We start from the raw sequence: 21,980 nt of genomic DNA on the forward strand, positions 1-21,980 counted from the left end.
CCGCCTGCGGCTCTACCTCCTCAAGCTCCTCGACGAGGCCCCGCGCCACGGCTACGAGGTGATCCGCCTCCTGGAGGAGCGCTTCCAGGGGCTGTACGCGCCTTCGGCGGGCACCGTCTACCCGCGCCTCGCCAAGCTGGAGTCCGAGGGGCTCGTCACCCACACCACCGAGGGCGGCCGGAAGGTGTACGCGATCACCGACGCGGGCCGCGCCGAGCTGGCCGACCGCAGCGGCGAACTGGCCGACCTGGAGTTGGAGATCCGCGAGTCGGTCGCCGAGCTGGCCGCCGAGATCCGGGACGACGTACGCGGCGCGGCGGGTGATCTGCGCCGCGAGGTCCGCGCCGCCACCTCCCAGACACGCGGCGCCCGTGGCGGCCCGGCGCCGGACCTGAGCAGCCTCATGGACTTCACGGACAAGGAGTCCTGGCGCACCGCCAAGGAGGAGCTGCGCCGCGCGAAACAGGAGTGGAAGGAGCAGGCGCGGCGCGCGAAGGACGAGAGCCGCCGGGCCCGCGAGGAGGCCCAGCGGGCGCGCCGCCAGGCCAAGGAGGCGCAGGACAAGGTGCGGGCGCAGGCGCAGGACGAGTTCCAGCGGATGGCCAAGCGCGTGCAGGACCAGGTGCAGGACCACTTCGCGCGGGGCGACTGGCCGTCGGGGGTGCGGGAGGGGTTGTCCGAGCTGGCGAAGGAGTTCGGCGAGTTCGGCAGGAACTTCGGCGCCCCGGCGTCGACCTCGACCCCGGCTTCGGAGAAGGAGCCTGCATACCGTCCGGCGTCGGAGCGGGTGTCGGCGGAGTACGTCCCGTCCTGGGCGACGGAGGACTCCACCGGCGACCCGGCCCGCGACCTGGACCGCCTCCTCGACCGCTTCCGCGACGACATCCGCGACACGGCCCGCGACCACGGCGTCACGGAGGACCAGTTCCAAGCGGCCCGGGAGGCACTCTCGGAGGCGGCGGCACGGATCACGGGGGTACTGCGAACGCCGAAGGGGTGAGGGTCAGCGGGCTGAGCCGCGAGGGCCCGGGGTGCCCGAATCCTGGGCCCTGGGCTCGGCCCCGCCAAGGGCGCAGGTCGGGCCCAGGGATCTGGGCCCGACTCCCCCCAAGCCCCGGGGCGCCGGCGCGGGCTCACGGTTCAGCCCGCTGCCGCCTCCCCGCCCCCATAAAGCACCCGCTCCACCGCCGGCACCGTCACCCCGTGCCCGGCCAGGGTTTCGGCGGCGATGCCGGGGCGAGCCGCCAGGGCGAGGAGGAGGTGTTCGTCGCCGATCGCGCGGTCGTGGTGGGCCAGGGCCATGCGCAGGGACGATTCCAGGACGCCTTTGGCCTCCTTGGTGAAGGGGCGCCGTCCGCCGAGGCGACGACCCCCGCTCAGCGCCCCGACGCCATGGGCGTCCTCGACCCGGGCGACGATCTGGTCCACGTCGATACCGAGCCCGGCCAGGGCCTCCGTGTCGGCCTGGCTGAGCCCGGCGCGACGGCGCGCGGTGAGCAGCGCCTCGCCGATCGCCGCCCGCTTCCCCTCGGCGTCCGCGCCGAGCGCGCCCAGGGCGAAGGAGCCCCGGGTGCCACGGGCGTCGAGGAGTGCGAGGAGGAGGTGGCCCTCGTCGATGTGCGGGGCGCGTTCTCGTTCCGCGTGGGTGACGGCGCCTTTGACCACGTCCCTGGCGCCTTCGGTGAACCGCTCGAACATCATCGCCTCCCGTACTTCTTGTGCACGGCCTGTCGGCTGACCCCGAGCTCGGCCGCGATCTCCTGCCACGACCAGCCCTGATTGCGCGCGCTGCGCACCTGTACCGCTTCCAGTCGCTCGAGCAGCCGTCGCAGGGCGGCGACGGAGCGCAGCCCGACGCGCGGGTCGGGGGCGCCTGCCTGCTCGGCAAGATCTGTGGCCTCGGTCATGGTGTCAATGTAGGTTGACGGAGCGCTGGCGTCAACCACAGTTGACAGATACCCCGCGAAAAAGGGGCGCCGCAGCGCCCCTTCCCCGACCGGCCTCCCCTCCAAGGCTCAAACGGTCAGCACGACCTTCCCGAACAGCTCCCCGCCCGCCATCTTCTCGAACCCCTCCCGCGCCCGGTCCAGCGGCAGCGTCTCGTCGATGACGGGCCGCACCCCGGTCGCCGCGCAGAAGGAGAGCAGGTCCTCCAGCTCGTCCTTGGAGCCCATCGTGGAGCCGACGACCTTCAGCTCCAGGAAGAAGATGCGGTTCAGCTCGGCGGACTTGGGGCTCGGCCCGCTGGTCGCGCCGGAGATGACCAGCGTGCCGCCCGGCTTGAGCGACTTGACGGAGTGCGACCAGGTCGCGGCGCCGACGGTCTCGATCACGGCGTCCACCCGCTGCGGCAGCCGCGCCCCGGACTCGACGGCCTCGACGGCGCCGAGTTCGAGGGCGCGCTTGCGCTTGGCCTCGTCGCGGCTGGTGGCGAAGACCCGTAGCCCTGCGGCCTTGCCGAGGACGATCGCGGCCGTGGCGACACCGCCGCCCGCGCCCTGCACGAGGACCGAATCGCCCGGCCGCACGCCCGCGTTGGTGAAGAGCATCCGGTACGCGGTCAGCCACGCCGTCGGCAGGCACGCGGCCTCCTCGAAGGAGAGCTCCTTGGGCTTGGGCAGCACGTTCCACTCGGGCACCGTGACCTGCTCGGCGAAGGTGCCCTGGTACTTCTCGGTGAGGATGGAGCGGCCCTCGCGGGGCCCGACGCCGTACCCGGACTGCCCGATGACGGAGTGGAGCACGACCTCGTTGCCGTCGCGGTCGACACCGGCGGCGTCGCAGCCCAGGATCATGGGCAGCGCCTCCTCGCCGAGCCCGACCCCGCGCAGGGACCAGAGGTCGTGGTGGTTGAGGGAGGCGGCCTTGACGTTCACGGTCGTCCAGCCGGGCCGGTCCTGGGGGGCGGGCCGCTCCCCCAACTCGAGTCCGTTCAGCGGCTGGTCGCGGTCGATGCGGGCGGCGTAGGCGGCGAACATGACCTTGACGATAGGCGCCGGGCGGGACCCAAGGAACCACCTCCGCCTGTGACACACATCCTGTGGACACCGAGGCGGCGAGCAAGGAAAGGAAAGGAAAGGGCCCCGCCGTTCGGCGGGGCCCTTGTCAAGAAGCAGGACGCGGGACTCAGCGTCGCGCGACACCCTCGGCCCGAGCGGCCGCGGCCACGGCCGCCGTCACCGCGGGAGCGACCCGCTCGTCGAACGGCGACGGGATGACGTACTCGGCGGACAGGTCGTCGCCCACCACCGCGGCCAGCGCCTCCGCCGCGGCGATCTTCATCGTCTCGGTGATCCGCGACGCCCGGACCTGCAGCGCGCCCGCGAAGATCCCCGGGAACGCGAGGACGTTGTTGATCTGGTTCGGGAAGTCCGAGCGCCCGGTCGCGACGACGGCCGCGTACTTGTGCGCCACGTCGGGGTGGACCTCGGGGTTCGGGTTGGCCATCGCGAAGACGAAGGCGCCCGGCGCCATCGAGGCGACCGCGGCCTCGGGGACCGTACCGCCGGAGACGCCGATGTAGACGTCGGCGCCCGCGAGGGCGTCCTCCAGGGAACCGGACAGGCCCGCCTTGTTGGTGATCTCCGCCAGCTCGCGCTTGACCGCGGTGAGGTCCTCGCGGTCGCGGCTGACGATGCCCTTGCGGTCGGTGACCGCGACGTCGCCGAGCCCCGCCTCCAGGAGGAACTTGGCGATGGCGACACCCGCCGCACCGGCGCCGGAGATCACGGCGCGCAGCTCGCCGAGCGTACGGCCGCTGAGCCGGGCCGCGTTCTTCAGCGCGGCCAGCGTGACGACGGCCGTGCCGTGCTGGTCGTCGTGGAAGACGGGGATGTCCAGCTTCTCCTGGAGTCTGCGCTCGATCTCGAAGCAGCGCGGTGCCGAGATGTCCTCCAGGTTGACGCCGCCGAAGGACGGGGCGAGCCGCACGACGGTGTCGACGATCTCGTCCACGTCGGTCGTCGCGAGGGCGAGCGGCACCGCGTCCACGCCGCCGAACTGCTTGAAGAGAATGGCCTTGCCCTCCATCACCGGGAGGGACGCCTCGGGGCCGATGTCGCCGAGGCCGAGCACGGCCGTGCCGTCGGTGACGACGGCCACGACGCTCGACTTCCACGTGTAGTCGTGGACGAGCTCCGGCTGCTCCGCGATCGCGCTGCACACCTTCGCGACGCCGGGCGTGTACGCCAGGGACAGGTCGTCCTTGTCGCGGACCGGCACGGTGGCCTGCACGGCCATCTTGCCGCCGCGGTGCAGCGCGAACGCCGGATCGAAGGGATCGGCGAGGTCGCTGCTGCCTTCGGTGCCGGTACCGCTGTCGCTGCGAGGATTGACGATCTCCGCTGCCACTTGTCTTACCCCTTAGGTTTTGAACATCAGGTGAGGGTGGATCCGCTCCTGGTTGAGGAGCGGGCGGGCACCGCGTACGCCCCACTCGGTTCCTGTTGGGGAACCGCTGCACAGGTGCGTACACGACGGGCGCGCCGCACGCGCGCCCTGAGCCCCGGATGAGGGGTGTAAAGAACCTTCTTACCCGACGGAGCAGGGTGCGGACGACCCCATACGTGATCGATCACAGCCCGGTGACATGACTCATAGCCGAATATGTGGACAAGTCCTCAAGTCGCGCTCGACGTCCGCCGGAAAGCGGTTCAAATGGTGAGACGACGGACGGTTCGCCGGAGAATTTCCCGTCGCCGCGCGGCGGACCCGCAGAAGATGCGGCTCCATGCACCCTGATGTGCCGCCGTGTTGGCCGTCTTGGCGGACCTGTTATCCGATTTTGACATCGCCGACCCCCTGCGGCCGCCCGTCCGAATGGCAAGATGCCGTTCATCGCAACGACATCGCACGAGGTCGCGACACCCGAAGGTGTGTGCCCAGGCGACCGAACGGCAACTCCACCCATTCCGCCGGAGGACCCCACCATGACCGCAAGCACCACCCGTCGCACGACCGCGAATTCCGCGAAGTCCCGGATAGCCGCGGTCGGCGCGATCGCGGTCGCCGGCGCCCTGCTCCTGACCGGCTGCGGCGACCAGACGAAGTCGAAGGACGACGACTCGTCCTCCGCGTCCGGCTCGTCGAAGTCCGCGCCGCTCGCCGACAAGCTGCCGGCGCAGATCCGCGACAAGGGCGTCATCAACGTCGGTTCGGACATCGCGTACGCACCCGTCGAGTACAAGGACGACTCGGGCAAGGCCGTCGGTATCGACCCGGACATCGCCGCGGCGCTCGGCAAGCAGCTCGGCGTGGAGTTCAACTTCCAGAACGGCAAGTTCGCCGACCTCGTGGGCGGTCTGGCCTCCAAGCGCTACGACATCGCCATGTCGGCCATGACGGACACCATGGACCGGCAGAACGGCATCGACAGCGACACCGGCAAGAAGGTCGGCAAGGGCGTCGACTTCGTCGACTACTTCACCGCGGGCGTCTCGCTCTACACCAACAAGGGCGACGACCAGGGCATCAAGACCTGGGACGACCTGTGCGGCAAGACGATCGCCGTGCAGACCGCGACCTTCTCGCAGGACCTCGCCAAGGACCAGGCGAAGAAGTGCGCCAAGGACGGCAAGAAGGCGCTGAAGGTCGAGGACTTCGCCACCAACCCGGAGGCCGAGACCCGGATGCGCTCCAAGGGCGCCGACGTCGTCTCCGCCGACTACCCGATCGCCGCGTACTCGGTGAAGAAGTCCGGCGGCGGCAAGTACTTCGAGATCGTCGGCGACCAGGTCGAGGCGGGCCCCTACGGCATCGCCGTCGCCAAGGACAACACGCAGCTGCGCGACGCCCTCCAGGCCGCCATGACCGCGATCATCGAGAGCGGCGAGTACAAGAAGATCATCGCGAAGTGGGGCGTCGACGATGGCGCCGTCACCGAGTCGAAGATCAACGGTGGTTCCTGACCCCTGTCACCCCGGCCCGCCCCCGAACCGGCGGCGGGCCTCTCCCCTCTGACGGGCACTCTGACAGGCCTGAAAGGCACCACCCATGACTCCACCCCTCAGCAAGGCGAACGAGCCCGCGGACAGCGCGTCCGCGGGTGCCCCGCCGGAGGCCATCAAGGCCATCCCGGTGCGGCACCCGGGCCGCTACGTCTCCGCGGCCGTCGCCCTGGCGCTGCTCGGCGCCATCGTCTACGCCTTCTCGCAGGGCAAGATCGAGTGGGGCACGATCCCGGACTACTTCTTCGACGACCGGGTCCTCACCGGCGTCGGGAAGACGCTCGAACTGACCGTCCTCTCGATGATCATCGGCGTGGTCGGCGGCATCGTCCTCGCCGTGATGCGGATGTCCAAGAACCCGGTGACCAGCACCATCGCCTGGTTCTACATCTGGTTCTTCCGCGGCACCCCGGTCCTCGTCCAGCTCTTCATCTGGTTCAACCTGGGCCTGGTCTTCGAGTACATCAACCTCGGGTTCATCTACAAGGACTACTGGTCCTCGTTCATGACCCCGCTGCTGACCGCGCTCCTCGGGCTCGGCCTCAACGAGGCCGCGTACATGGCGGAGATCTGCCGCTCCGGCCTCCTCGCCGTCGACGAAGGCCAGACCGAGGCCGCGCACGCGCTCGGCATGAGCCACTCCAAGACCCTGCGCCGCATCGTGATCCCGCAGGCCATGCGCGTCATCGTGCCGCCCACGGGCAACGAGGTCATCAACATGCTGAAGACGACCTCGCTCGTCTCGGCCGTGCAGTTCCTCGACCTGTTCAAGGTGGCCTCCGACATCGGCCAGTCGTCCGCCTCCACGGTGGAGATGTACTTCCTGGCCGCCGCCTGGTACCTGGTCCTCACCTCGATCTTCAGCGTCGGGCAGTACTACATCGAGCGGTACTACGCGCGCGGCACGTCCCGTTCGCTGCCCCCGACTCCGCTGCAGCGCCTGCGCACCGTCGTCGGCCGCCCGAAGGGAGGCACGGCATGAGCACGAACAGCTCCGCGAGTGCTGCCATGGTCAAGTCCGAGGGCGTGCACAAGTCCTTCGGCAGCGTCGAGGTCCTCAAGGGCATCGACCTGGAGGTCAAGCAGGGCGAGGTGTTCTGCCTCATCGGCCCGTCGGGCTCCGGCAAGTCGACGTTCCTGCGCTGCATCAACCACCTGGAGAAGATCAACTCCGGGCGCCTGTACGTGGACGGGGAGCTGGTCGGCTATCGCCAGAAGGGCGACAAGCTGTACGAGCTGCGCGACAGCGAGGTCGCCCTCAAGCGCCGCGACATCGGCATGGTCTTCCAGCGCTTCAACCTCTTCCCGCACATGACGGCCCTCGAGAACGTCATGGAGGCGCCGGTCCAGGTCAAGGGCGTCTCCCGGGCCCAGGCCCGCGAGAAGGCCGGGCAGCTCCTCGAACGCGTCGGCCTCGCCGACCGGGCGAAGAACTACCCCTCGCAGCTCTCCGGCGGTCAGCAGCAGCGCGTCGCCATCGCGCGGGCGCTCGCGATGGACCCGAAGCTGATGCTCTTCGACGAGCCCACCTCCGCGCTCGACCCCGAGCTGGTCGGTGACGTCCTCGACGTCATGCGCGGGCTCGCCGAGTCCGGCATGACGATGGTCGTCGTCACCCACGAGATGGGCTTCGCCCGCGAGGTCGGCGACAGCCTCGTGTTCATGGACGAGGGCGTGGTCGTGGAATCAGGCCATCCCCGCGATGTCCTGACCAACCCGCAGCACGAGCGGACGCAGGGCTTCCTCTCGAAGGTCCTCTAGCCGTCCTGACAGCGCGGCTCTCGTCGTGGTTGCTCGCGCAGTTCCCCGCGCCCCTGACATGCGCACTACGTGCGCCATGTCAGGGGCGCGAGTGCGCGGGGCTCGCGTGCGCGGGACATGTGATCGCGGGGTCACCCATCGGGGAAGGCACGGCGCGCCCGCATGCCTTCAGGGGCGCGGGTACGCCGAGGGGAAGGCGCGGCGCAGCCGCACGCCTTCAGGGGCGCGGGGAACTGCGCGACCGGCCACGACGAGAGCCGCACCCCGCGACGCACCAGAACCCCGCAGACGCGCCCGGCACCTCACTCCAGCACCGCGCCAACGTCACTTCAGCGCCAGCACCATCGCATCGGACGGCGACCCCCACACCGCCCGCGCCTCGGAGAACCCCGCATCACGCAGCGCCCCCACATGCCACCCCACGGACGGCGTATCCCCCTCCGCATGCTCCCCGTAGATCTCGAACCGCCGAGCGGTGGGCCCGGCCAGCAGAGGATCCGCGCCGGCCAGCTCCCACCACGCGGCCCAGTCGAGCGCCCCCCGCGCCTTCGCCGCCTCCATACCCGCGTGCCGAAGCGCCCGCTCCGCGGCGTTGATCCGCGGCGTCGACTGGTCGATCATGTGGTCCGCGTTCATCAGGACGCCGCCGTCCCGGACGACTCCGGCGACCTGGCCGTAGAGCGTCGCGAGGGGTCCGGAGTGCAGCCAGTGCAGGGCGGTGGCGGTGAGCACGGCGTCGTACGAGGTGTGCGGCAGCGCCTCCGTCCAGCGCGGGTCCTTGAGGTCGGCGGTGACGAGTTCGACGCGCGGGTCGCCCTCGAAGGTGCCGCCCGCGATGGCGAGGAGCGCCGGGTCGAGGTCGACCCCTACGCTGGTCGCCTCCGGGAACCGGGCGAGGAGCCGCGCGGTGATGCTGCCGGTGCCGCAGGCGAGGTCGAGGACGCGGGGCGCCCGCCCGACGCACGCCTCGACCATGTCGAGCATCACCCGGAACCGCTCCTCGCGGTCGGGCATGTACCACTCCTGCTGCCGGTCCCAGCTCCGCTGCCAGGCCTGCCAGTCGGTACCTGCGGCGATCTCGGTCATGAAGCCCTCCCGTACGGGCATCGTGTGCGTGATGCCCTGCGTCAGCCAGTGCGTAATACGCTGAGTAATACCCTGAAAGCCAGAACAGGCATTACAAGCGCCCTGCTCGGACCCTAGCCCGCCCCCGTAAGGACTACAAGTGGAACTGGCCTATTACTCGGACTACGCCGTGCGCCTCGTCAACACCGAGGAACCGGTCCGCGGCAAGGACAGCCTGACGTCCGTGAACGCGGTGCGCGCGCTGTTCGGCGCCAACCAGGAGGCGGCCCGCCGCGCGGCGGACGCCGACCTGACCCGGTTCAGGAGCGTCCGGGCCCGCCTGCGCGCGGTGTTCGAGGCGGCCGACGGCGGCGACGAGACCCTCGCGGTCAACCTGCTGAACTCGCTTCTCCTGGAGTTCCCGGTGAGCCCGCAGATCTCCGGCCACGACCACCGCGACGACGACGGCCGCCCCCTGTGGCACATGCACCTCGCCGACCACCCCTCGAACGCGTCGGCGGGCTACGCCGCGATCGCCGCGATGGGCCTCGCCTTCCACCTCACCGAGTACGGCGTGGACCGCCTCGGCCTGTGCGAGGCGTCCCCGTGCCGCAACGCGTACCTCGACACCTCCACCAACCGCTCCCGGCGCTACTGCTCCGACCGCTGCGCGACCCGCGCCAACGTCGCCGCCTACCGTGCCCGCAAGCGCCTGGAGGCCGAGCGGCCCGACCGGCCCGAGAGCACGGGCCGCACCGCGCCCAGCGCCCAGGACACCACGGCGGCCGCCGAGCGCTGACCCTCGCCCTCGGCCCACGGCCTGCGCCGCCGCAGCCGCCCGCGGACCTTGGCGAGCACGAGGTCGTCCGGCACGACCCCGTACACCGTGCTGTCACCGCCGGCGCCCGGGTTGTCGCCGAGCACCCACCAGCCGCCCTCGCGCCGCTCGGCGATCCGCTTCACCACCAACAGGTCCTGCTGGAAGGGGTGGCGCAGGACGACGACGTCGCCGGGCCGCACCCGCGCGCCGTACTGCACCAGCATCCAGTCCCCGTGGTACAGCGTCGGCACCATCGACGGGCCGTCCACCTCGATGATCTGAAACGGCACCTTCGTCCCGCGCCCCTCTTCGATCGTCTCGGGCATCTGCCGACCTCCCCGGTTTCCGTCCGCCGGTCCCATCCTCCACCTGTCCCAGTGTCACCCTGGACTTTTGGCCTAAGCCCCCGGGGGCACCCGCGAAAACACGTGCTGCACGGAGTAATGTCGCATCCGAGAAGACGATCACGAGGAAGGACAGCACATGCTTTCCCGCCTGTTCGCCCCCAAGGTGAAGGCCAGCGCCCACTGCGACCTCCCCTGCGGCGTGTACGACCCGGCCCAGGCCCGTATCGAGGCCGAGTCGGTCAAGGCCGTCCAGGAGAAGATGGCCGGCAACGACGACCCGCACTACCAGGCGCGCGCCACGGTCATCAAGGAGCAGCGTGCCGAGCTCGCCAAGCACCACGTCTCGGTGCTGTGGAGCGACTACTTCAAGCCGCCGCACTTCGAGAAGTACCCGGAGCTGCACCAGCTGGTCAACGACACCCTGAAGGCCCTCTCGGCCGCCAAGGCGTCGACGGACCCGGCCTCGGGCCAGAAGGCGCTCGACTACATCGCCCAGATCGACAAGATCTTCTGGGAGACCAAGAAGGCCTGATCAAGGCCTGATCAAGATTGATCACGGTCTTCACAGCCTGATCCAGGGCTGCTGAATTCACCGGTTCCGGTGACCGGCGGGCGGTGCACCCTCGCGGGCCCCGGACCGATAGAAGGGGCTCGGCCGACAGAACTCGGCCGGGCCCCTTCGGCGTACACCACCTCCAGGAGACCCGTGCCCCGCCGCCCCCGCGTCCTGTACGTGACCGACCTCGCCTACCAGGCCCGTGGCCGCCGCTACTGCGACGAGGACATCCACCTCACCTCGCGTCTGCGGCCGGCCTTCGACCTGGCGCTCTGTCACCCCCTGGACGCGACCGCGCTCATGGACGGCTTCGACGCCGTCGTGGTCCGCAACAGCGGCCCGGTCCTCGCCCACCCGGAGGCGTACGCGGCCTTCTGCGCCGCGGCCCTCGCCCGCGGCACGACCGTCTACAACCCGCTGACCGGCCGCGCCGACATGGCGGGCAAGCAGTACCTGCCGGACCTGTCCCGCGCCGGCCACCCGGTGATCCCGACGGTCGAGAGCACCGCCGACCTCGACCGCCTCCCCGAGTCCGCCGCGTACGTGGTGAAGCCGAAACTGGGCGCGGACTCGACAGGTATGCGCGTGGTGTCCCCGACCGAACTCCGCGACCTCCCCGCCACCCACTTCACCCACTCCGCCCACGCGCTCCTGATCCAGCCCCGCATCGACTTCGTCTACGAGGTCTCGTTCTACTTCGTCGACCGCACGCTCCAGTACGCGCTCCACGCCCCCGACCCCGAGCGCCGCTGGCAGCTGCGCCCGTACGAACCCACCGCCGCCGACCGCGCGTTCGCCCAGCACTTCATCGACTGGAACGCCCTGCCGTACGGCATCCAGCGCGTCGACGCCTGCCGCACCCGCGCCGGCGACCTCCTCCTCGTCGAGCTGGAGGACCTGAACCCGTACCTCTCCCTCGACGTCCTGGACGCCCCGGCACGCGACGCGTTCGTGACGGCGATGACCGCCTCACTCCGCGCCGCCCTCACCCACTAGCGGGCCACTGCCACCGCGGCACCTCACGCAACGGGTGCAACTCCTCCTCGCTCCCGGCCAGGGAGTTCTGCCGGGCGACCTGGGTACCGAACTCGATGTGCGAGCGGAACGCCTCCCGGAACGGCCCGTCGTCGGGCAGCCCCGCCTCGTCCAGCGACTCCTCGTACAGCTCGGCGAAGCGCGCCCGCTGCTCCTCGGTGATCGCCAGGTTCCTGTGCACGTCGATGAGGTGGCGGAAGCCCAGGTCACGGGTGAAGCGGTCGGGCCCGCCGAGCGACTCGGCCGTGAACCAGGTCAGGTGCTCGACATGGTGCGGACGGCGGCGCGGGAAGAGGGCCTTGAGCACCGGATCGGCGAGGACCTTGGTGTAGAAGATCTCCTCGAGCCGGTGCAGCCCTTCGTCGCCGCCCGCGTGCTCGTACAGGGATCCGGTGTGCTCCGTCATGCTCGGCACCCCCCAGCGCCAGGGCCAACGTGACCGTCACGGCGGAAGCTACCCGACGGCCCCGGCCCGGGGAACTCCTCAGAAGCCCTCCGGCCCCAGCACCTCCCGCACGTTGCCGAGCAACCGGTCCCGGTCCGTGCGTACGGAGTCGAACTCGGCGCGGCGCACCGCGAGTTCGCGTCGCTGAAGGCGGTCCGTGACCGTCCACCACACCCCGGCCGTATGGTGGGCGCGCTTGCACTCGATGTCGGCGACGGCCGTGCCGACCTCGCGCCGGGTGTGCTCCGTGTTGCCGTCCTGTCCGCGCCGCCACGCCTTGTCCGTGGAGGCGGCCACGGGATCGGCGTACCGCGCGAACCCCTTGCCGACGACGCAGTCCGCCCAGGTCCGGTAGGCGCGACGCAGGCGCGGGTCCCGCTCGGCCCGCTCGCGGACGGCGTACTCGCGTTCGGTGACGTACGTCCACACGCGCTTGACGTCACGCACCCCGCGCTGGATCCGCCGGTACGCCTCCCCCGAGCAGCCGCTGTACCCGGCCCGCCGGTCGCCGTAGTAGACGTCGGACTCCTCCGGCGTCATCATCCGTCCGGCGTGGCGACGCGGGCCGATCCTCCTGGCCGGGTCCCAGCCGTACCCCCAGCGCCCGGCCTGCTCCAGGTCGTGGGAGCCGACCGGACCCGTGTCCACGGAGACCGCCGTCAGCGTGGTCGAGAACGTGCTGGCCATGGTGTACGGCTTCGGATCCCGGGGGAAGTCGGCGAAGCCGTGCCGGACCATGCAGCGCTGCGCGAGCAGCCCGACCGCCGACTCCATCCTCCGGAACGCGTCCTTGTCGCCCCCGTCGAACTCGTACCGCTCCAGCGGCAGCGCGGGCATCTCGTCGCCCGACCGCACAACCGGCGTCCCGTCCGCCCAGCTCCTCGCGTGCCCGGCGCCGCCGTCGCCCCCCGCGCAGCCGATCGCCACCACCGCGGCCACCGCCGCGACGCACACCACCCCCCGGCGTCTCACTCCCCCGCCGCCCCGATCTTGCGGACGACCCGCGCCGGGTTGCCCACGACGACGACGTCCGGCGGCAGGTCACGGGTGACGACGGACCCGGCGCCCACCACGGTGTTCGCGCCGATCGTGACGCCTGGGCAGACGATGACGCCGCCGCCCAGCCACACGTTGTCGCCGATCGTGATGGGCTTCGCCGCCTCCCACTTGGCGCGGCGCGGCTCGGGGTCGACGGGGTGGGTGGGCGTGAGGAGCTGGACGTTCGGACCGATCTGCACGTCCTCGCCGATCCGGATGGGCGCCACGTCCAGGAAGACGGCCCCGCAGTTGACGAACGTCCGTGCGCCGATGCTGATGTACTGCCCGTAGTCCACGGCGAGCGGCGGACGCACCACGACGCCCTCGCCCACCTCGCCGAGAAGCTCGCGCAGCAGCGCCCCGCGGGCCGGCAGGTCGGTGACGCTGCTCGCGTTGTACCGCTCGGCGAGCTCGGCACCGCGCAGCGCGTCGGCGGCGAGGACGGGGTCGTCGGCGAGGTAGAGGTCCCCGGCGAGCATCCGCTCCTTCTGGCTACGGTCCTGGGGGCGCGGCCACTCCCGTACCTCGGTCACCGCGCCGACCGCTAGCGGCCCGTACAGATGCGGGAACTCCTCACCTCCCGGCACCCCGGGCTCCACGCGCACCGGCACGTCGAGCCGCTCCCGGTCGATGACCAGGACGACGAGCTCCCCGGCCGCCCCGCCCTTCCCGGCCCCGTACAACATGTCGGCGACGGACCGGAGTTGGTGCGGGAACGAGCAGTGGATGAACCCGACCTCCTCGAGGGTCTTGCCACGGGTCGACATCGTGTACGCGCCGGTCGCCCGGGCGCTCTCCCACAGGGCGCGCTCGGTGAGGTGCAGCAGTTCGATCGCCATGGGCCCAATCTATGGGCTCGCCGAGGGCTAACGCCGCCTGCTGTACCGGCGGACGACCGCGCCCTTCGCGAAGGTCCGGTTCTCCGTCAGTTCGAACTCGGTGAGGGCGTACTTCCGGCCCGCGAACATGGGCATGCCGCCGCCGAAGACCACCGGATACGTCTTGATCACCAGCTCGTCGATGTCGTCCGCGAGCACCCCGGCCAGCTGCGCGCCCCCGCAGAGCCAGATGCCCAGCTCGCTGCCGCTCTCCGCCTTGAGTTCGCGCACCTTGCCCACGACGTCGTCATGGATCAGCTCCACGTTCGGGTGCGGGGACTCGGCGAGGCTGCGCGTCGCGACGTACTCGCGCAGATGCCCGTACGGACTGAGCAGCCCGGTGTCGACGCCGACCTGGTAGCTGCGGCGGCCCTGGAGGACGGTGTCGTACTTCTTGTTCTCAACCCCGTCGAGGCCGAGGATGCGGCGCCCTTCCGACGAAATGGTCTCCGGGTACTCCTCGACGAGGAAGTCCCTGAACTCCTCGTCGACGTAGGACATGAACATCATTCCGTCACCGGACTCGTCACCGATGAAGCCGTCGACGGAGGCGGCGATGAAGTACGTGAGCTTGCGCAAACCGGTCTCTTTTCGCAGAGGGATGGAGGGCGACCGCCCAACCACTTCAGTTATAGTGCTTCAGGTGTAGTGGTTGCAAGGGATTACGCGTGGTCTCAAAGGATGACGAGTGGTTCCAAGGGATTACGGGGACTGGGAACGGAGTCGGAGACATGGTGAAGAACCCGGAGCGCCGGGCCGCCCTCGTGGACGCGGCCGTCGAGGTGCTCGCGGCCGAGGGGGCGCGCGGGCTGACCTTCCGCGCGGTGGACACGGCGGCGGCTGTCCCCACGGGCACGTCGTCCAACTACTTCACCAGCCGCGACGACCTGCTGCACCAGATCGACGCCTGGCTGCACGAACGGCTCGCGCCCAAGCCGGAGGACGTCGCGGAGCTGCTGAAGCGGCCGAGGGACCGCGCGCTCGTCACGGCGTTCATGCACAACTTGATGGGCCGGGTGCAGGGCGACCGCACCGGGTTCCTGGCCATGATGGAGATGCGCCTGGAGGCGACCCGCCGCCCTGCGCTGCGCGCGTCCCTGATGACGTCCCTCCGCGGCGACCTCGACTTCGGCATCGCGTTCAACGCCGAGTCGGAGCTGCCCGGCGGCGCGGAGGAGATCACGCTGCTCTATCTGGCCATGCTCGGGCTCATCCTGGAGCACCTCACGATGCCGGGGATGCTGGACGGCGCGATCCCGGGCGTGAGCGTGCCGGATGGCATCGTGGAACGCCTGGTCGAACGGATCGTGCCGACCGCCTAAGGGGTGGCGACCTGAAAGGTGGCCGCTGAAAGGTCGCCCTTGGAAGATGGCCGCCTGAAAAGTGGCCACCTGAAAGATGGCCGCTTGAAAGGCGGTCAGTGGCTCTGCGGCTCCCGCCACATGGGCCACAGCGACGGGCCGTCGGGCAGGTCGACAGCCGTCCCGGTGAACACGAAGCCGAGCCGCTCGTACAGGGCGCGGCTACGGGCGTTGCTCGCCTCCAGGTAGGCGGGCACCCCTTCGCGGTCGCACCGCTCGAGGACCGGCGCCATCATCGCGGTCCCCAGCCCCTCGCCCTGCCGCTCCGGCTTGACCCCGATCATCCACAGGTAGACGTGGGCCCGGCCCGTGGGATGCGCGGCTTCGGTCAGCCGAGCGATCTGCTCGACGCGCTCATTGTCGGGATCGACGGCGGCACGCACTTGCGAGGGCCCATCCTCCCCCTCCCCACTGGGCGCCGCCTCGGGTATGTCCATCCACAGGGCGACGGCGGTGCCGTCCTCCGCGAGGTCTATGTAGCCGTCGGCGAAGGTGGCGTCGGTGAACGCCCCCATGAGATACGCGTGCCGCGCCCGCCTGTGCTCCACCTCGGGGAACACCCAGCTGCTCACGGGGTCGTCCAGGAACACCTCGTCGAGCAGCTCCACGACGAAGTCCCGCTCACTGGCCCGCGCCCGCCGAATCCCCACACCCACGCCAACCGTCCCCTCGATGCGCACCCGTCAACCGGTACTGCGCGACCGGCGGTTGGCAGCCTAAGCGATCACTCGCGGGGGCGACTACGGGATGGGGCGGGGCCCGGGTGGCAGGAGCACCGGGAACGGCAACGAGCAAGGGACCGCCGAGCCGAGGGACGGCGGGGCCGGAAGCGGCGGGCCCGACGAGCAACCGGCAAGGGGCCGCCGCCCCGGGTCCCCCGACCCCTGTAGCGGCGGCCCTCCTGAGCGGCAGCGGCCCGCGCCCGATGGCCCGGCCAGCTCTCAGTACCCCCGGCGCGTCACGAACTCCGCCAGCGACAGCAACCCGCCCGCCGCCTCGGGCACCGGCACCGCCCGGGACAGTTCGTGCAGGGCGCGGGCCATCTCGTCCGCGGCTCGCGCCTGCGCCCAGTCGCGGCCGCCCGCGCGCTCGACGGCCAGGGCGATGGCCTCCAGCTCGGCGGGGCTCTCCTTCTCGGGGCCCGGAGCCCCGTACAGCGCGGCCAGTTCCTCAGCCGCGGGGCCGCCGGAGGCGAGCGCCGCGACGACCGGCAGGGACTTCTTGCGGACGGCGAGGTCGGCCCCGGCGGGCTTGCCGGTGCGGGCGGGGTCGCCCCAGATGCCGATCACGTCGTCGATGAGCTGGAAGGCGAGGCCCGCGGCCCGCCCGAACGCGTCGAGCGCCGCGGCCTCCTCCGCGCCCGCGCCCGCGTACAGCCCCCCGATGGCGCACGCGCACCCGAGCAGCGCCCCGGTCTTGGCCTCCGCCATGACCAGGGTCTCCTCCAGCGACACCTCCCGGGGCCCGCGCCGCTCCAGGGCCACATCCGTGGACTGCCCGGAGCACAACTCCACGACGCACGCGGCGAGCCGGGCCGCCGCGGCCGGAGCCGCCGGATGCGGGTCCTCGGCGATCATCCGCTGGGCCTGCGCCTGCAACGCGTCCCCCACCAGGATCGCGTCGGCGTCCCCGAACACGGTCCAGGCGGTCGGCCGGTGCCTGCGCGTCTCGTCCCGGTCCAGGACGTCGTCGTGCAGCAGGGTGAAGTTGTGCGTCAGCTCCACGGCCGCCGCCGCCCGTACCGCCCGCTCGGCCCGCCCCCCGAGGGCCCGCGACGCGGCGAGGACGAGCGCGGGCCGCACCGCCTTGCCCGCGCTCCCCGCCACGGGCGTGCCGTCCGCCTCCTGCCAGCCGAAGTGGTACAGGGCGACATCGCGCATGTGCCCCGGCAACGACTCGACGGCGCGCCGCAGTTCGGGCCCGACCGACGCCCTGGCCTGCGCCAGGATGACCTCCGCCTCGGCGGTCTCCCGCACATCCGGGCTCAGCTCCCCGCGCCCGGCGACGCCCTCGTCGGACACCGCGGGCCCGGGTACCGCCCTGGCCGTCCTCGCACGGCCCGTGGTCGACTCGGCAGGCCCCGCTGCCCCTCGCGTCTCCGCCGTCTGCGTCATGAACTCACCCCGGTCAGGGCGCGGACGGTGGCGGGTCCGCTGGTGTCGGGCGCGTACCCCCTGGGTGTACCCGCCCTGCCGGGCGGGGACACGGCAGACCGTGCACGGCGCGTCACTGCCACCGGCCGATCTCGACGTTCTCAAGCACCCCGAGCGCGTCCGGCACCAGGACCGCCGCCGAGTAGTACGTGGTCACCAGGTACGAGATGATCGCCTGCTCGCTGATGCCCATGAACCGCACCGACAGGCTCGGCTCGATCTCGTCCGGGATGCCGGTCTGCTGGAGCCCGATGACGCCCTGCTCGTCCTCCCCCGTACGCATGCAGATGATCGACGTGGTCCGCGCGTCCGAGACCGGGATCTTGGCGCAGGGGTAGATCGGCACACCGCGCCAGGTCGGGATGCGGTGCCCGCCCATGTCGATGCTCTCGGGAACGAGACCCCGCTTGTTGCACTCCCGGCCGAACGCGGCGATGGCCTTCGGGTGCGCCAGGAACAGCTTGGACCCGCGCCGCCTGCTGAGCAGCTCGTCCATGTCGTCGGGGGTCGGCGCCCCGTTGTGCGGCTGGAGCCGCTGGTCGTACTCGCAGTTGTTGAGCAGCCCGAACTCGGCGTTGTTGACCAGCTCGTACTCCTGGCGCTCCTTCAGCGCCTCGACGGTCAGGCGGAGCTGGTGCTCCGTCTGGTTCATCGGGTGGTTGTAGAGGTCGGCCACGCGCGTGTGGACGCGCAGTACGGTCTGCGCGACGCTCAGCTCGTACTCGCGCGGCGCCGACTCGTAGTCGACGTACGTGCCGGGCAGTACGGCCTCGCCGACATGGCCGGCGGAGAGGTCGATCTCCTTCTCGCCGAAGTCGTTGGCCCGCTGCTCCGGGATGGCGCGCAGCTGCTGCAGGTGGTCGCCGAGCGACTCGGACCGCTCCGCGACCTGCTCCAGGTCCCGGCGCGGCAGGACGAGCACGGTGCACGCGGTGATCGCGCGGGCCGTGAACTCCCACATGCTGTCGGGGTCGACGAGGGCCTGTTCGCCGAAGAAGGAGCCGTCGGCCAGGACGCCGAGGCGCGCGTCGTCCCCGTAGGGGCCCGTCCCGATCTTCTCCACGCGGCCGTGCGCGAGCAGGTAGGCCTCGTCGGCCTGGCTGCCGAAGGAGGCGAGCACGTCACCGGGGTTGAACTCCCGCTGTGTGCACCGCTGGGCCAGCTCGGCCAGGACGTCGGGGTCCTCGAAGCCGCGCAGCGCCGGCAGCTCCCCCAGCTCGGCCGGGACGACCCGCACCTGGTCCCCGGTCTTCACGAACGTGATCCGTCCGTCCCCGACCGTGTAGCTCAGGCGCCGGTTGACCCGGTACGTGCCGCCCTTGACGTTCACCCAGGGCAGCGCCCGCAGCAGCCAGCGGGAGCTGATCTCCTGCATCTGCGGCGCGGACTTGCTGGTGGTGGCCAGATTCCGCGCGGCGGAAGTGCCGAGGCTCTTCTGTGACCCCGACTGCTCCGTGCGGACCTCTTCGCCTACCGACATGGAATGCCTCCTGATCAGGTACCGACCTGCGACGGCACACACTTTCAGCACGTTCCGTGATCGCGCCATTACACAAACGAGGGGGAATGGATCAACCTCCGACGGGGCATTAGTCGCGTTTTGCGGAACTCCGCGGTCCAGCGGGGCGTTGATCGGACAACAAGCACGACGGCACCACTCGCGACGGCAAGAGGAGACGACCATGGCGGGCTTCCTGGACCGTGCCAAGGAGCAGGCGCAGCGCGGTCTGACGCAGGGCAAGCAGAAGCTGGACGACGTGCAGGCGCAGCGCGCCGGCGGCGATCTGCTGAAGAAGCTGGGCGCCGCGTACTACGAGGAGCGCAAGGGCACCGGCAGCCCGGACGCCACGCAGCGGGCGCTGCAGGCCCTGGAGGCGCACATCGCGGCGAACGGGGACGGGTTCCTGCGCGGCTGAGAGCCCCACGCGGCGGGGGCGGCCGGTCGCCGGTGTCCGGAACGGCTCGCACGGAATCCGAACGACTGGTCCCCGCACGGTAGTTACGGGTAAAAGCAGCGTACGAGACGGTGCGCGACGGGCGGCCGTCGCGCCCGTGAGGAGACGGTCATGGCCCCACCCATGTCCGCGAACACTTTTCTCGCCGTTCTCAAGAACGAGGGGCTGACGGTCGTCCAGGTGGGCGACTGGAAGCATCACAACCGCAACAGCAAGGGCGCCTGGGGGCCGATGCACGGGGTGATGATCCATCACACCGTCACCAAGGGCAGCGAGGCCACGGTCCGGATCTGCCGCGAAGGGCACCCGAGCCTGCCCGGGCCGCTGTGCCACGGCGTCATCACGAAGGACGGCCGGGTCCACCTGGTCGGGTACGGGCGGGCGAACCACGCGGGCCTCGGCGACGACGACGTCCTGCGCGCCGTCATCGCCGAGAAGGCGCTGCCGCACGACAACGAGGCGAACACCGACGGCAACCGCCACTTCTTCGGCTTCGAGTGCGAGAACATGGGCGACGGGCAGGATCCGTGGCCCGCGGTGCAGCTGGAGGCCATCGAGAAGGCGGCCGCGGCGGTCTGCCGCCACTACGGCTGGACGGAGCGCTCGGTCATCGGCCACCTGGAGTGGCAGCCGGGGAAGATCGACCCGAAGGGGTTCACGATGGCGTCGATGCGCAAGCGCATCGGTGACCGTCTCAAATAGCCCTAGCCCGTACCGCACCGTCCCGAGCAGCACGTCGCGCGCGGTCTCGCACAGCACACCGCGCGCGGGCCGGTGCCCGGACAGATGTCCGATGTCCGACAATGGCCGGGTGCCCCGCCCGATCACCGGCGCCCTGCGCCCCCGGCTGCCGTCGCCTCTGACCGAGGTCGACGACGGCCGTTTCGCGCGCCACGGCGTGCGTCTGCTGCTCAAGCGGGACGACCTGGTCCACCCGGATCTGATCGGCAACAAGTGGCGCAAACTCGCCCCGAACCTGGCGGCGGCGCAGGGCCGTGCCCTCGTCACGTTCGGCGGCGCCTACTCGAACCACCTGCGGGCCACGGCAGCCGCGGGACGCCTCCTTGACGTGCCCACCCTCGGCGTCGTCCGCGGCCAGGAGCTGGCGGAGCGGCCGCTCAACCCGTCCCTGGCCGCCTGCGCGGCCGACGGCATGAAGCTGCACTTCGTCGACAGGGCGACCTACCGGCGCAAGAACGACCCCGACGTCCTGGTTGCGCTCCTGGCCGCCACCGGTGCGACGGACGCCTATGTCGTCCCCGAGGGCGGCAGCAACGCCCGCGCGGTGGCGGGCTGCGAGGAGCTCGGGCATGAACTGCGCGGCCGGGCCGACGTCGTCGCCGTCGCCTGCGGGACGGGCGGCACCCTCGCGGGCCTCGCCGCCGGGCTCGCCCCCGGACAGCGCGCCCTGGGCGTCTCCGTCCTGAAGGGCGGCTTCCTGACGGCCGAGGTCCGCGCCCTGCAAGAGGCGGCGTTCGGCGGCCCCCGGGGCACGTGGCACATCGAGGACCGCTTCCATTGCGGCGGCTACGCGCGCGTGCCCGCGTATCTGGTGGAGTTCGCCGACGACTTCGAGCGGCGCCACGGTGTCCCGGTCGAGCACCTCTATGTAGCCAAGATGCTCCACGCCCTTGTCACGCTCACGGAGGAGGGCGCGTTCGCGTCGGGGACGACGCTCGCCGCCGTCGTCACCGGCGCTCCTTTCGAGGGCGCTCAGTCGTCGACCTCGCGGTAGGCGGCGGCCTCCTCCAGGTCGAGCTTGCGCAGCAGGGTGCGCATCATCTCGTCGTCGATCCGCCGCTCGTCCCGCATCCGTACGAAGACCTCGCGCTCGGCCGCGATGGCCTCGCGCGCGAGCCTGCGGTACGTGTCGTCGGCGGACTCCCCCGTCACCGGGTTGGGCTGGCCGAGCCGCTCCCAGACGGAGTTGCGGCGCCGCTCCAGGACGGTGTGCAGACGGTCCTGGAGGGGCTGTGGCAGGCAGTTGCGCTCGTCCTGCATCAAGGTGTCCACGCGCTCCTCCGCGGCGGTGGAGGCCACGTTCTGGGCCTGCGCCTCCGCGAGCGTCTCGCGCTGGACGTCGCGCCCCGGCAGCCTCAGGGCCTTGATGAGCGCCGGCAGGCTGAGCCCCTGCACCACGAGGGTGCCGATGACGGTGGTGAAGGTCAGGAAGAGCACCAGGTTGCGCGCGGGGAACGGCTCACCCTCGTCCGTGACGAGCGGGATGGAGAACGCGATGGCCAGCGACACCACGCCGCGCATCCCCGCCCAGCTCACGATGAGCGGCCGCTTCCAGTCGGTGTCGTCCTCGCGCTCCCTGATCCGCGCCGACAGGAAGACCGGCAGGTAGGTGGCCGGATACGACCACACGAAGCGGACCACGACCACGAGGACGAAGACCCCGACCGCGTACCAGACGGCCTGCGCCACGCTGTACTCGCCGAGGCCCCCCAGGACCACGCGCAGTTGCAGACCGATGAGCGCGAAGACCGACGACTCCAGGATGAACGAGACGACCTTCCAGACGGCCGCCTCCTGGAGCCGCGTCTCGAAGTCGACCTGCCAGGAGTGGTGCCGAGGTACAGGGCGACGGTGACGACCGCGAGGACCCCGGAGGCGCC

Annotated in this window: 24 protein-coding genes and 2 pseudogenes; 11 read left to right on the forward strand and 15 right to left on the reverse strand. The window is 71.0% G+C overall.

The window, feature by feature from the left end; all coding sequences use genetic code 11:
• Positions 1-4 precede the first annotated feature (4 nt).
• Positions 5-1,000 carry a PadR family transcriptional regulator gene (locus tag N5I75_RS02280; protein ID WP_476673865.1) on the forward strand — a complete coding sequence of 332 codons (996 nt, stop codon included), beginning with the start codon at positions 5-7 and terminating at the stop codon, positions 998-1,000.
• Positions 1,001-1,140: 140 nt separating this feature from the next.
• On the opposite strand, the gene N5I75_RS02285 is transcribed toward N5I75_RS02280, so the two are convergent.
• From N5I75_RS02285 to N5I75_RS02300, 4 genes are all read right to left on the reverse strand, one after another.
• Positions 1,141-1,698 (reverse strand): Clp protease N-terminal domain-containing protein, encoded by a 558-nt coding sequence (locus tag N5I75_RS02285; protein ID WP_476673867.1) that lies wholly within the window; start codon positions 1,696-1,698, stop codon positions 1,141-1,143.
• Positions 1,698-1,907, reverse strand: a complete 210-nt coding sequence (locus tag N5I75_RS02290) for a helix-turn-helix domain-containing protein (protein WP_476673669.1) — start codon at positions 1,905-1,907, stop codon at positions 1,698-1,700. The genes N5I75_RS02285 and N5I75_RS02290 overlap by 1 nt, the downstream gene beginning before the upstream one ends.
• A gap of 108 nt (positions 1,908-2,015) precedes the next feature.
• On the reverse strand, positions 2,016-2,978 hold the full coding sequence (locus N5I75_RS02295; protein WP_476673671.1) for a zinc-binding dehydrogenase: 963 nt from the start codon (positions 2,976-2,978) through the stop codon (positions 2,016-2,018).
• Between the two features lie 148 nt (positions 2,979-3,126).
• Complete coding sequence (locus tag N5I75_RS02300; protein WP_476673673.1) at positions 3,127-4,350, reverse strand: NAD(P)-dependent malic enzyme; 1,224 nt, start codon at positions 4,348-4,350, stop codon at positions 3,127-3,129.
• 578 nt (positions 4,351-4,928) lie between these two features.
• Between N5I75_RS02300 and N5I75_RS02305 the strand changes: the two genes are divergently transcribed.
• The 3 genes from N5I75_RS02305 to N5I75_RS02315 all read left to right on the forward strand — a co-directional run bounded on the left by N5I75_RS02305 (position 4,929) and on the right by N5I75_RS02315 (position 7,706).
• Positions 4,929-5,906 (forward strand): ABC transporter substrate-binding protein, encoded by a 978-nt coding sequence (locus N5I75_RS02305; protein ID WP_476673675.1) that lies wholly within the window; start codon positions 4,929-4,931, stop codon positions 5,904-5,906.
• A gap of 85 nt (positions 5,907-5,991) precedes the next feature.
• Positions 5,992-6,927 carry an amino acid ABC transporter permease gene (locus tag N5I75_RS02310; protein WP_476673677.1) on the forward strand — a complete coding sequence of 312 codons (936 nt, stop codon included), beginning with the start codon at positions 5,992-5,994 and terminating at the stop codon, positions 6,925-6,927.
• A gap of 26 nt (positions 6,928-6,953) precedes the next feature.
• Positions 6,954-7,706, forward strand: a complete 753-nt coding sequence (locus N5I75_RS02315) for an amino acid ABC transporter ATP-binding protein (RefSeq protein ID WP_476673869.1) — start codon at positions 6,954-6,956, stop codon at positions 7,704-7,706.
• Between the two features lie 324 nt (positions 7,707-8,030).
• On the opposite strand, the gene N5I75_RS02320 is transcribed toward N5I75_RS02315, so the two are convergent.
• Positions 8,031-8,792 carry a class I SAM-dependent methyltransferase gene (locus N5I75_RS02320; RefSeq protein WP_476673679.1) on the reverse strand — a complete coding sequence of 254 codons (762 nt, stop codon included), beginning with the start codon at positions 8,790-8,792 and terminating at the stop codon, positions 8,031-8,033.
• Positions 8,793-8,931: 139 nt separating this feature from the next.
• On the opposite strand from N5I75_RS02320, the gene N5I75_RS02325 reads away from it, so the two are divergent.
• Positions 8,932-9,570 (forward strand): CGNR zinc finger domain-containing protein, encoded by a 639-nt coding sequence (locus N5I75_RS02325; RefSeq protein ID WP_476673681.1) that lies wholly within the window; start codon positions 8,932-8,934, stop codon positions 9,568-9,570.
• Here N5I75_RS02325 and sodX read toward each other — a convergent pair.
• The gene (gene sodX / locus N5I75_RS02330; protein WP_476673683.1) at positions 9,465-9,917 is read right to left on the reverse strand and encodes a nickel-type superoxide dismutase maturation protease; all 453 of its coding nucleotides are present in this window, start codon (positions 9,915-9,917) and stop codon (positions 9,465-9,467) included. The two genes, N5I75_RS02325 and sodX, sit on opposite strands and share 106 nt — an antisense overlap.
• Positions 9,918-10,074: 157 nt before the next feature.
• Between sodX and sodN the strand changes: the two genes are divergently transcribed.
• Together sodN and N5I75_RS02340 are read left to right on the forward strand one after the other, a co-directional pair.
• Entirely contained in the window at positions 10,075-10,470 is a 396-nt protein-coding gene (gene sodN / locus N5I75_RS02335; protein WP_476673685.1) for a superoxide dismutase, Ni, read from the forward strand.
• 174 nt (positions 10,471-10,644) lie between these two features.
• Positions 10,645-11,490, forward strand: a complete 846-nt coding sequence (locus tag N5I75_RS02340; protein ID WP_476673687.1) for an ATP-grasp domain-containing protein — start codon at positions 10,645-10,647, stop codon at positions 11,488-11,490.
• Here the strand turns inward: N5I75_RS02340 and N5I75_RS02345 are convergent.
• The 5 genes and pseudogenes from N5I75_RS02345 to N5I75_RS02365 all read right to left on the reverse strand — a co-directional run bounded on the left by N5I75_RS02345 (position 11,480) and on the right by N5I75_RS02365 (position 14,469).
• A complete protein-coding gene (locus tag N5I75_RS02345; RefSeq protein WP_476673689.1) occupies positions 11,480-11,935 on the reverse strand; it encodes a group II truncated hemoglobin in 456 nt (151 codons plus the stop codon). The genes N5I75_RS02340 and N5I75_RS02345 overlap by 11 nt on opposite strands.
• A gap of 78 nt (positions 11,936-12,013) precedes the next feature.
• The gene (locus N5I75_RS02350; protein WP_476673691.1) at positions 12,014-12,946 is read right to left on the reverse strand and encodes a hypothetical protein; all 933 of its coding nucleotides are present in this window, start codon (positions 12,944-12,946) and stop codon (positions 12,014-12,016) included.
• Entirely contained in the window at positions 12,943-13,491 is a 549-nt protein-coding gene (locus N5I75_RS02355) for a sugar O-acetyltransferase (protein WP_476673871.1), read from the reverse strand. Before N5I75_RS02355 ends, N5I75_RS02350 begins: the two co-directional genes overlap by 4 nt.
• A 24-nt stretch (positions 13,492-13,515) precedes the next feature.
• Positions 13,516-13,851 (reverse strand): annotated as a pseudogene (locus N5I75_RS02360) (DUF952 domain-containing protein); the annotation flags it as partial.
• Between the two features lie 27 nt (positions 13,852-13,878).
• Complete coding sequence (locus N5I75_RS02365) at positions 13,879-14,469, reverse strand: dihydrofolate reductase family protein (RefSeq protein WP_476673693.1); 591 nt, start codon at positions 14,467-14,469, stop codon at positions 13,879-13,881.
• 152 nt (positions 14,470-14,621) lie between these two features.
• Between N5I75_RS02365 and N5I75_RS02370 the strand changes: the two genes are divergently transcribed.
• Positions 14,622-15,212: a TetR/AcrR family transcriptional regulator gene (locus N5I75_RS02370; RefSeq protein ID WP_476673695.1), complete on the forward strand. Its 591-nt coding sequence runs from the start codon at positions 14,622-14,624 to the stop codon at positions 15,210-15,212.
• 95 nt (positions 15,213-15,307) lie between these two features.
• Here the strand turns inward: N5I75_RS02370 and N5I75_RS02375 are convergent, their stop codons facing one another.
• The 3 genes from N5I75_RS02375 to N5I75_RS02385 all read right to left on the reverse strand — a co-directional run bounded on the left by N5I75_RS02375 (position 15,308) and on the right by N5I75_RS02385 (position 18,884).
• On the reverse strand, positions 15,308-15,907 hold the full coding sequence (locus N5I75_RS02375; protein WP_476673697.1) for a GNAT family N-acetyltransferase: 600 nt from the start codon (positions 15,905-15,907) through the stop codon (positions 15,308-15,310).
• 285 nt (positions 15,908-16,192) lie between these two features.
• A complete protein-coding gene (locus tag N5I75_RS02380; RefSeq protein WP_476673699.1) occupies positions 16,193-17,272 on the reverse strand; it encodes a family 2 encapsulin nanocompartment cargo protein polyprenyl transferase in 1,080 nt (359 codons plus the stop codon).
• Positions 17,273-17,477: 205 nt separating this feature from the next.
• Positions 17,478-18,884 carry a family 2B encapsulin nanocompartment shell protein gene (locus N5I75_RS02385; protein ID WP_476673701.1) on the reverse strand — a complete coding sequence of 469 codons (1,407 nt, stop codon included), beginning with the start codon at positions 18,882-18,884 and terminating at the stop codon, positions 17,478-17,480.
• A 202-nt stretch (positions 18,885-19,086) separates the two neighbouring features.
• Between N5I75_RS02385 and N5I75_RS02390 the strand changes: the two genes are divergently transcribed.
• The 3 genes from N5I75_RS02390 (at position 19,087) to N5I75_RS02400 (ending at position 21,094) form a co-directional block, all read left to right on the forward strand.
• Positions 19,087-19,320 (forward strand): hypothetical protein, encoded by a 234-nt coding sequence (locus N5I75_RS02390; RefSeq protein ID WP_476673703.1) that lies wholly within the window; start codon positions 19,087-19,089, stop codon positions 19,318-19,320.
• A 150-nt stretch (positions 19,321-19,470) separates the two neighbouring features.
• The gene (locus N5I75_RS02395; protein ID WP_476673705.1) at positions 19,471-20,061 is read left to right on the forward strand and encodes an N-acetylmuramoyl-L-alanine amidase; all 591 of its coding nucleotides are present in this window, start codon (positions 19,471-19,473) and stop codon (positions 20,059-20,061) included.
• Positions 20,062-20,152: 91 nt separating this feature from the next.
• Entirely contained in the window at positions 20,153-21,094 is a 942-nt protein-coding gene (locus N5I75_RS02400) for a 1-aminocyclopropane-1-carboxylate deaminase/D-cysteine desulfhydrase (protein ID WP_476673707.1), read from the forward strand.
• On the opposite strand, the pseudogene N5I75_RS02405 reads toward N5I75_RS02400, so the two are convergent.
• A pseudogene (locus N5I75_RS02405) lies at positions 21,073-21,980 on the reverse strand (cation:proton antiporter domain-containing protein); the annotation flags it as partial. The gene N5I75_RS02400 and the pseudogene N5I75_RS02405 sit on opposite strands and share 22 nt — an antisense overlap.

This window comes from Streptomyces sp. R818, from assembly GCF_056172735.1.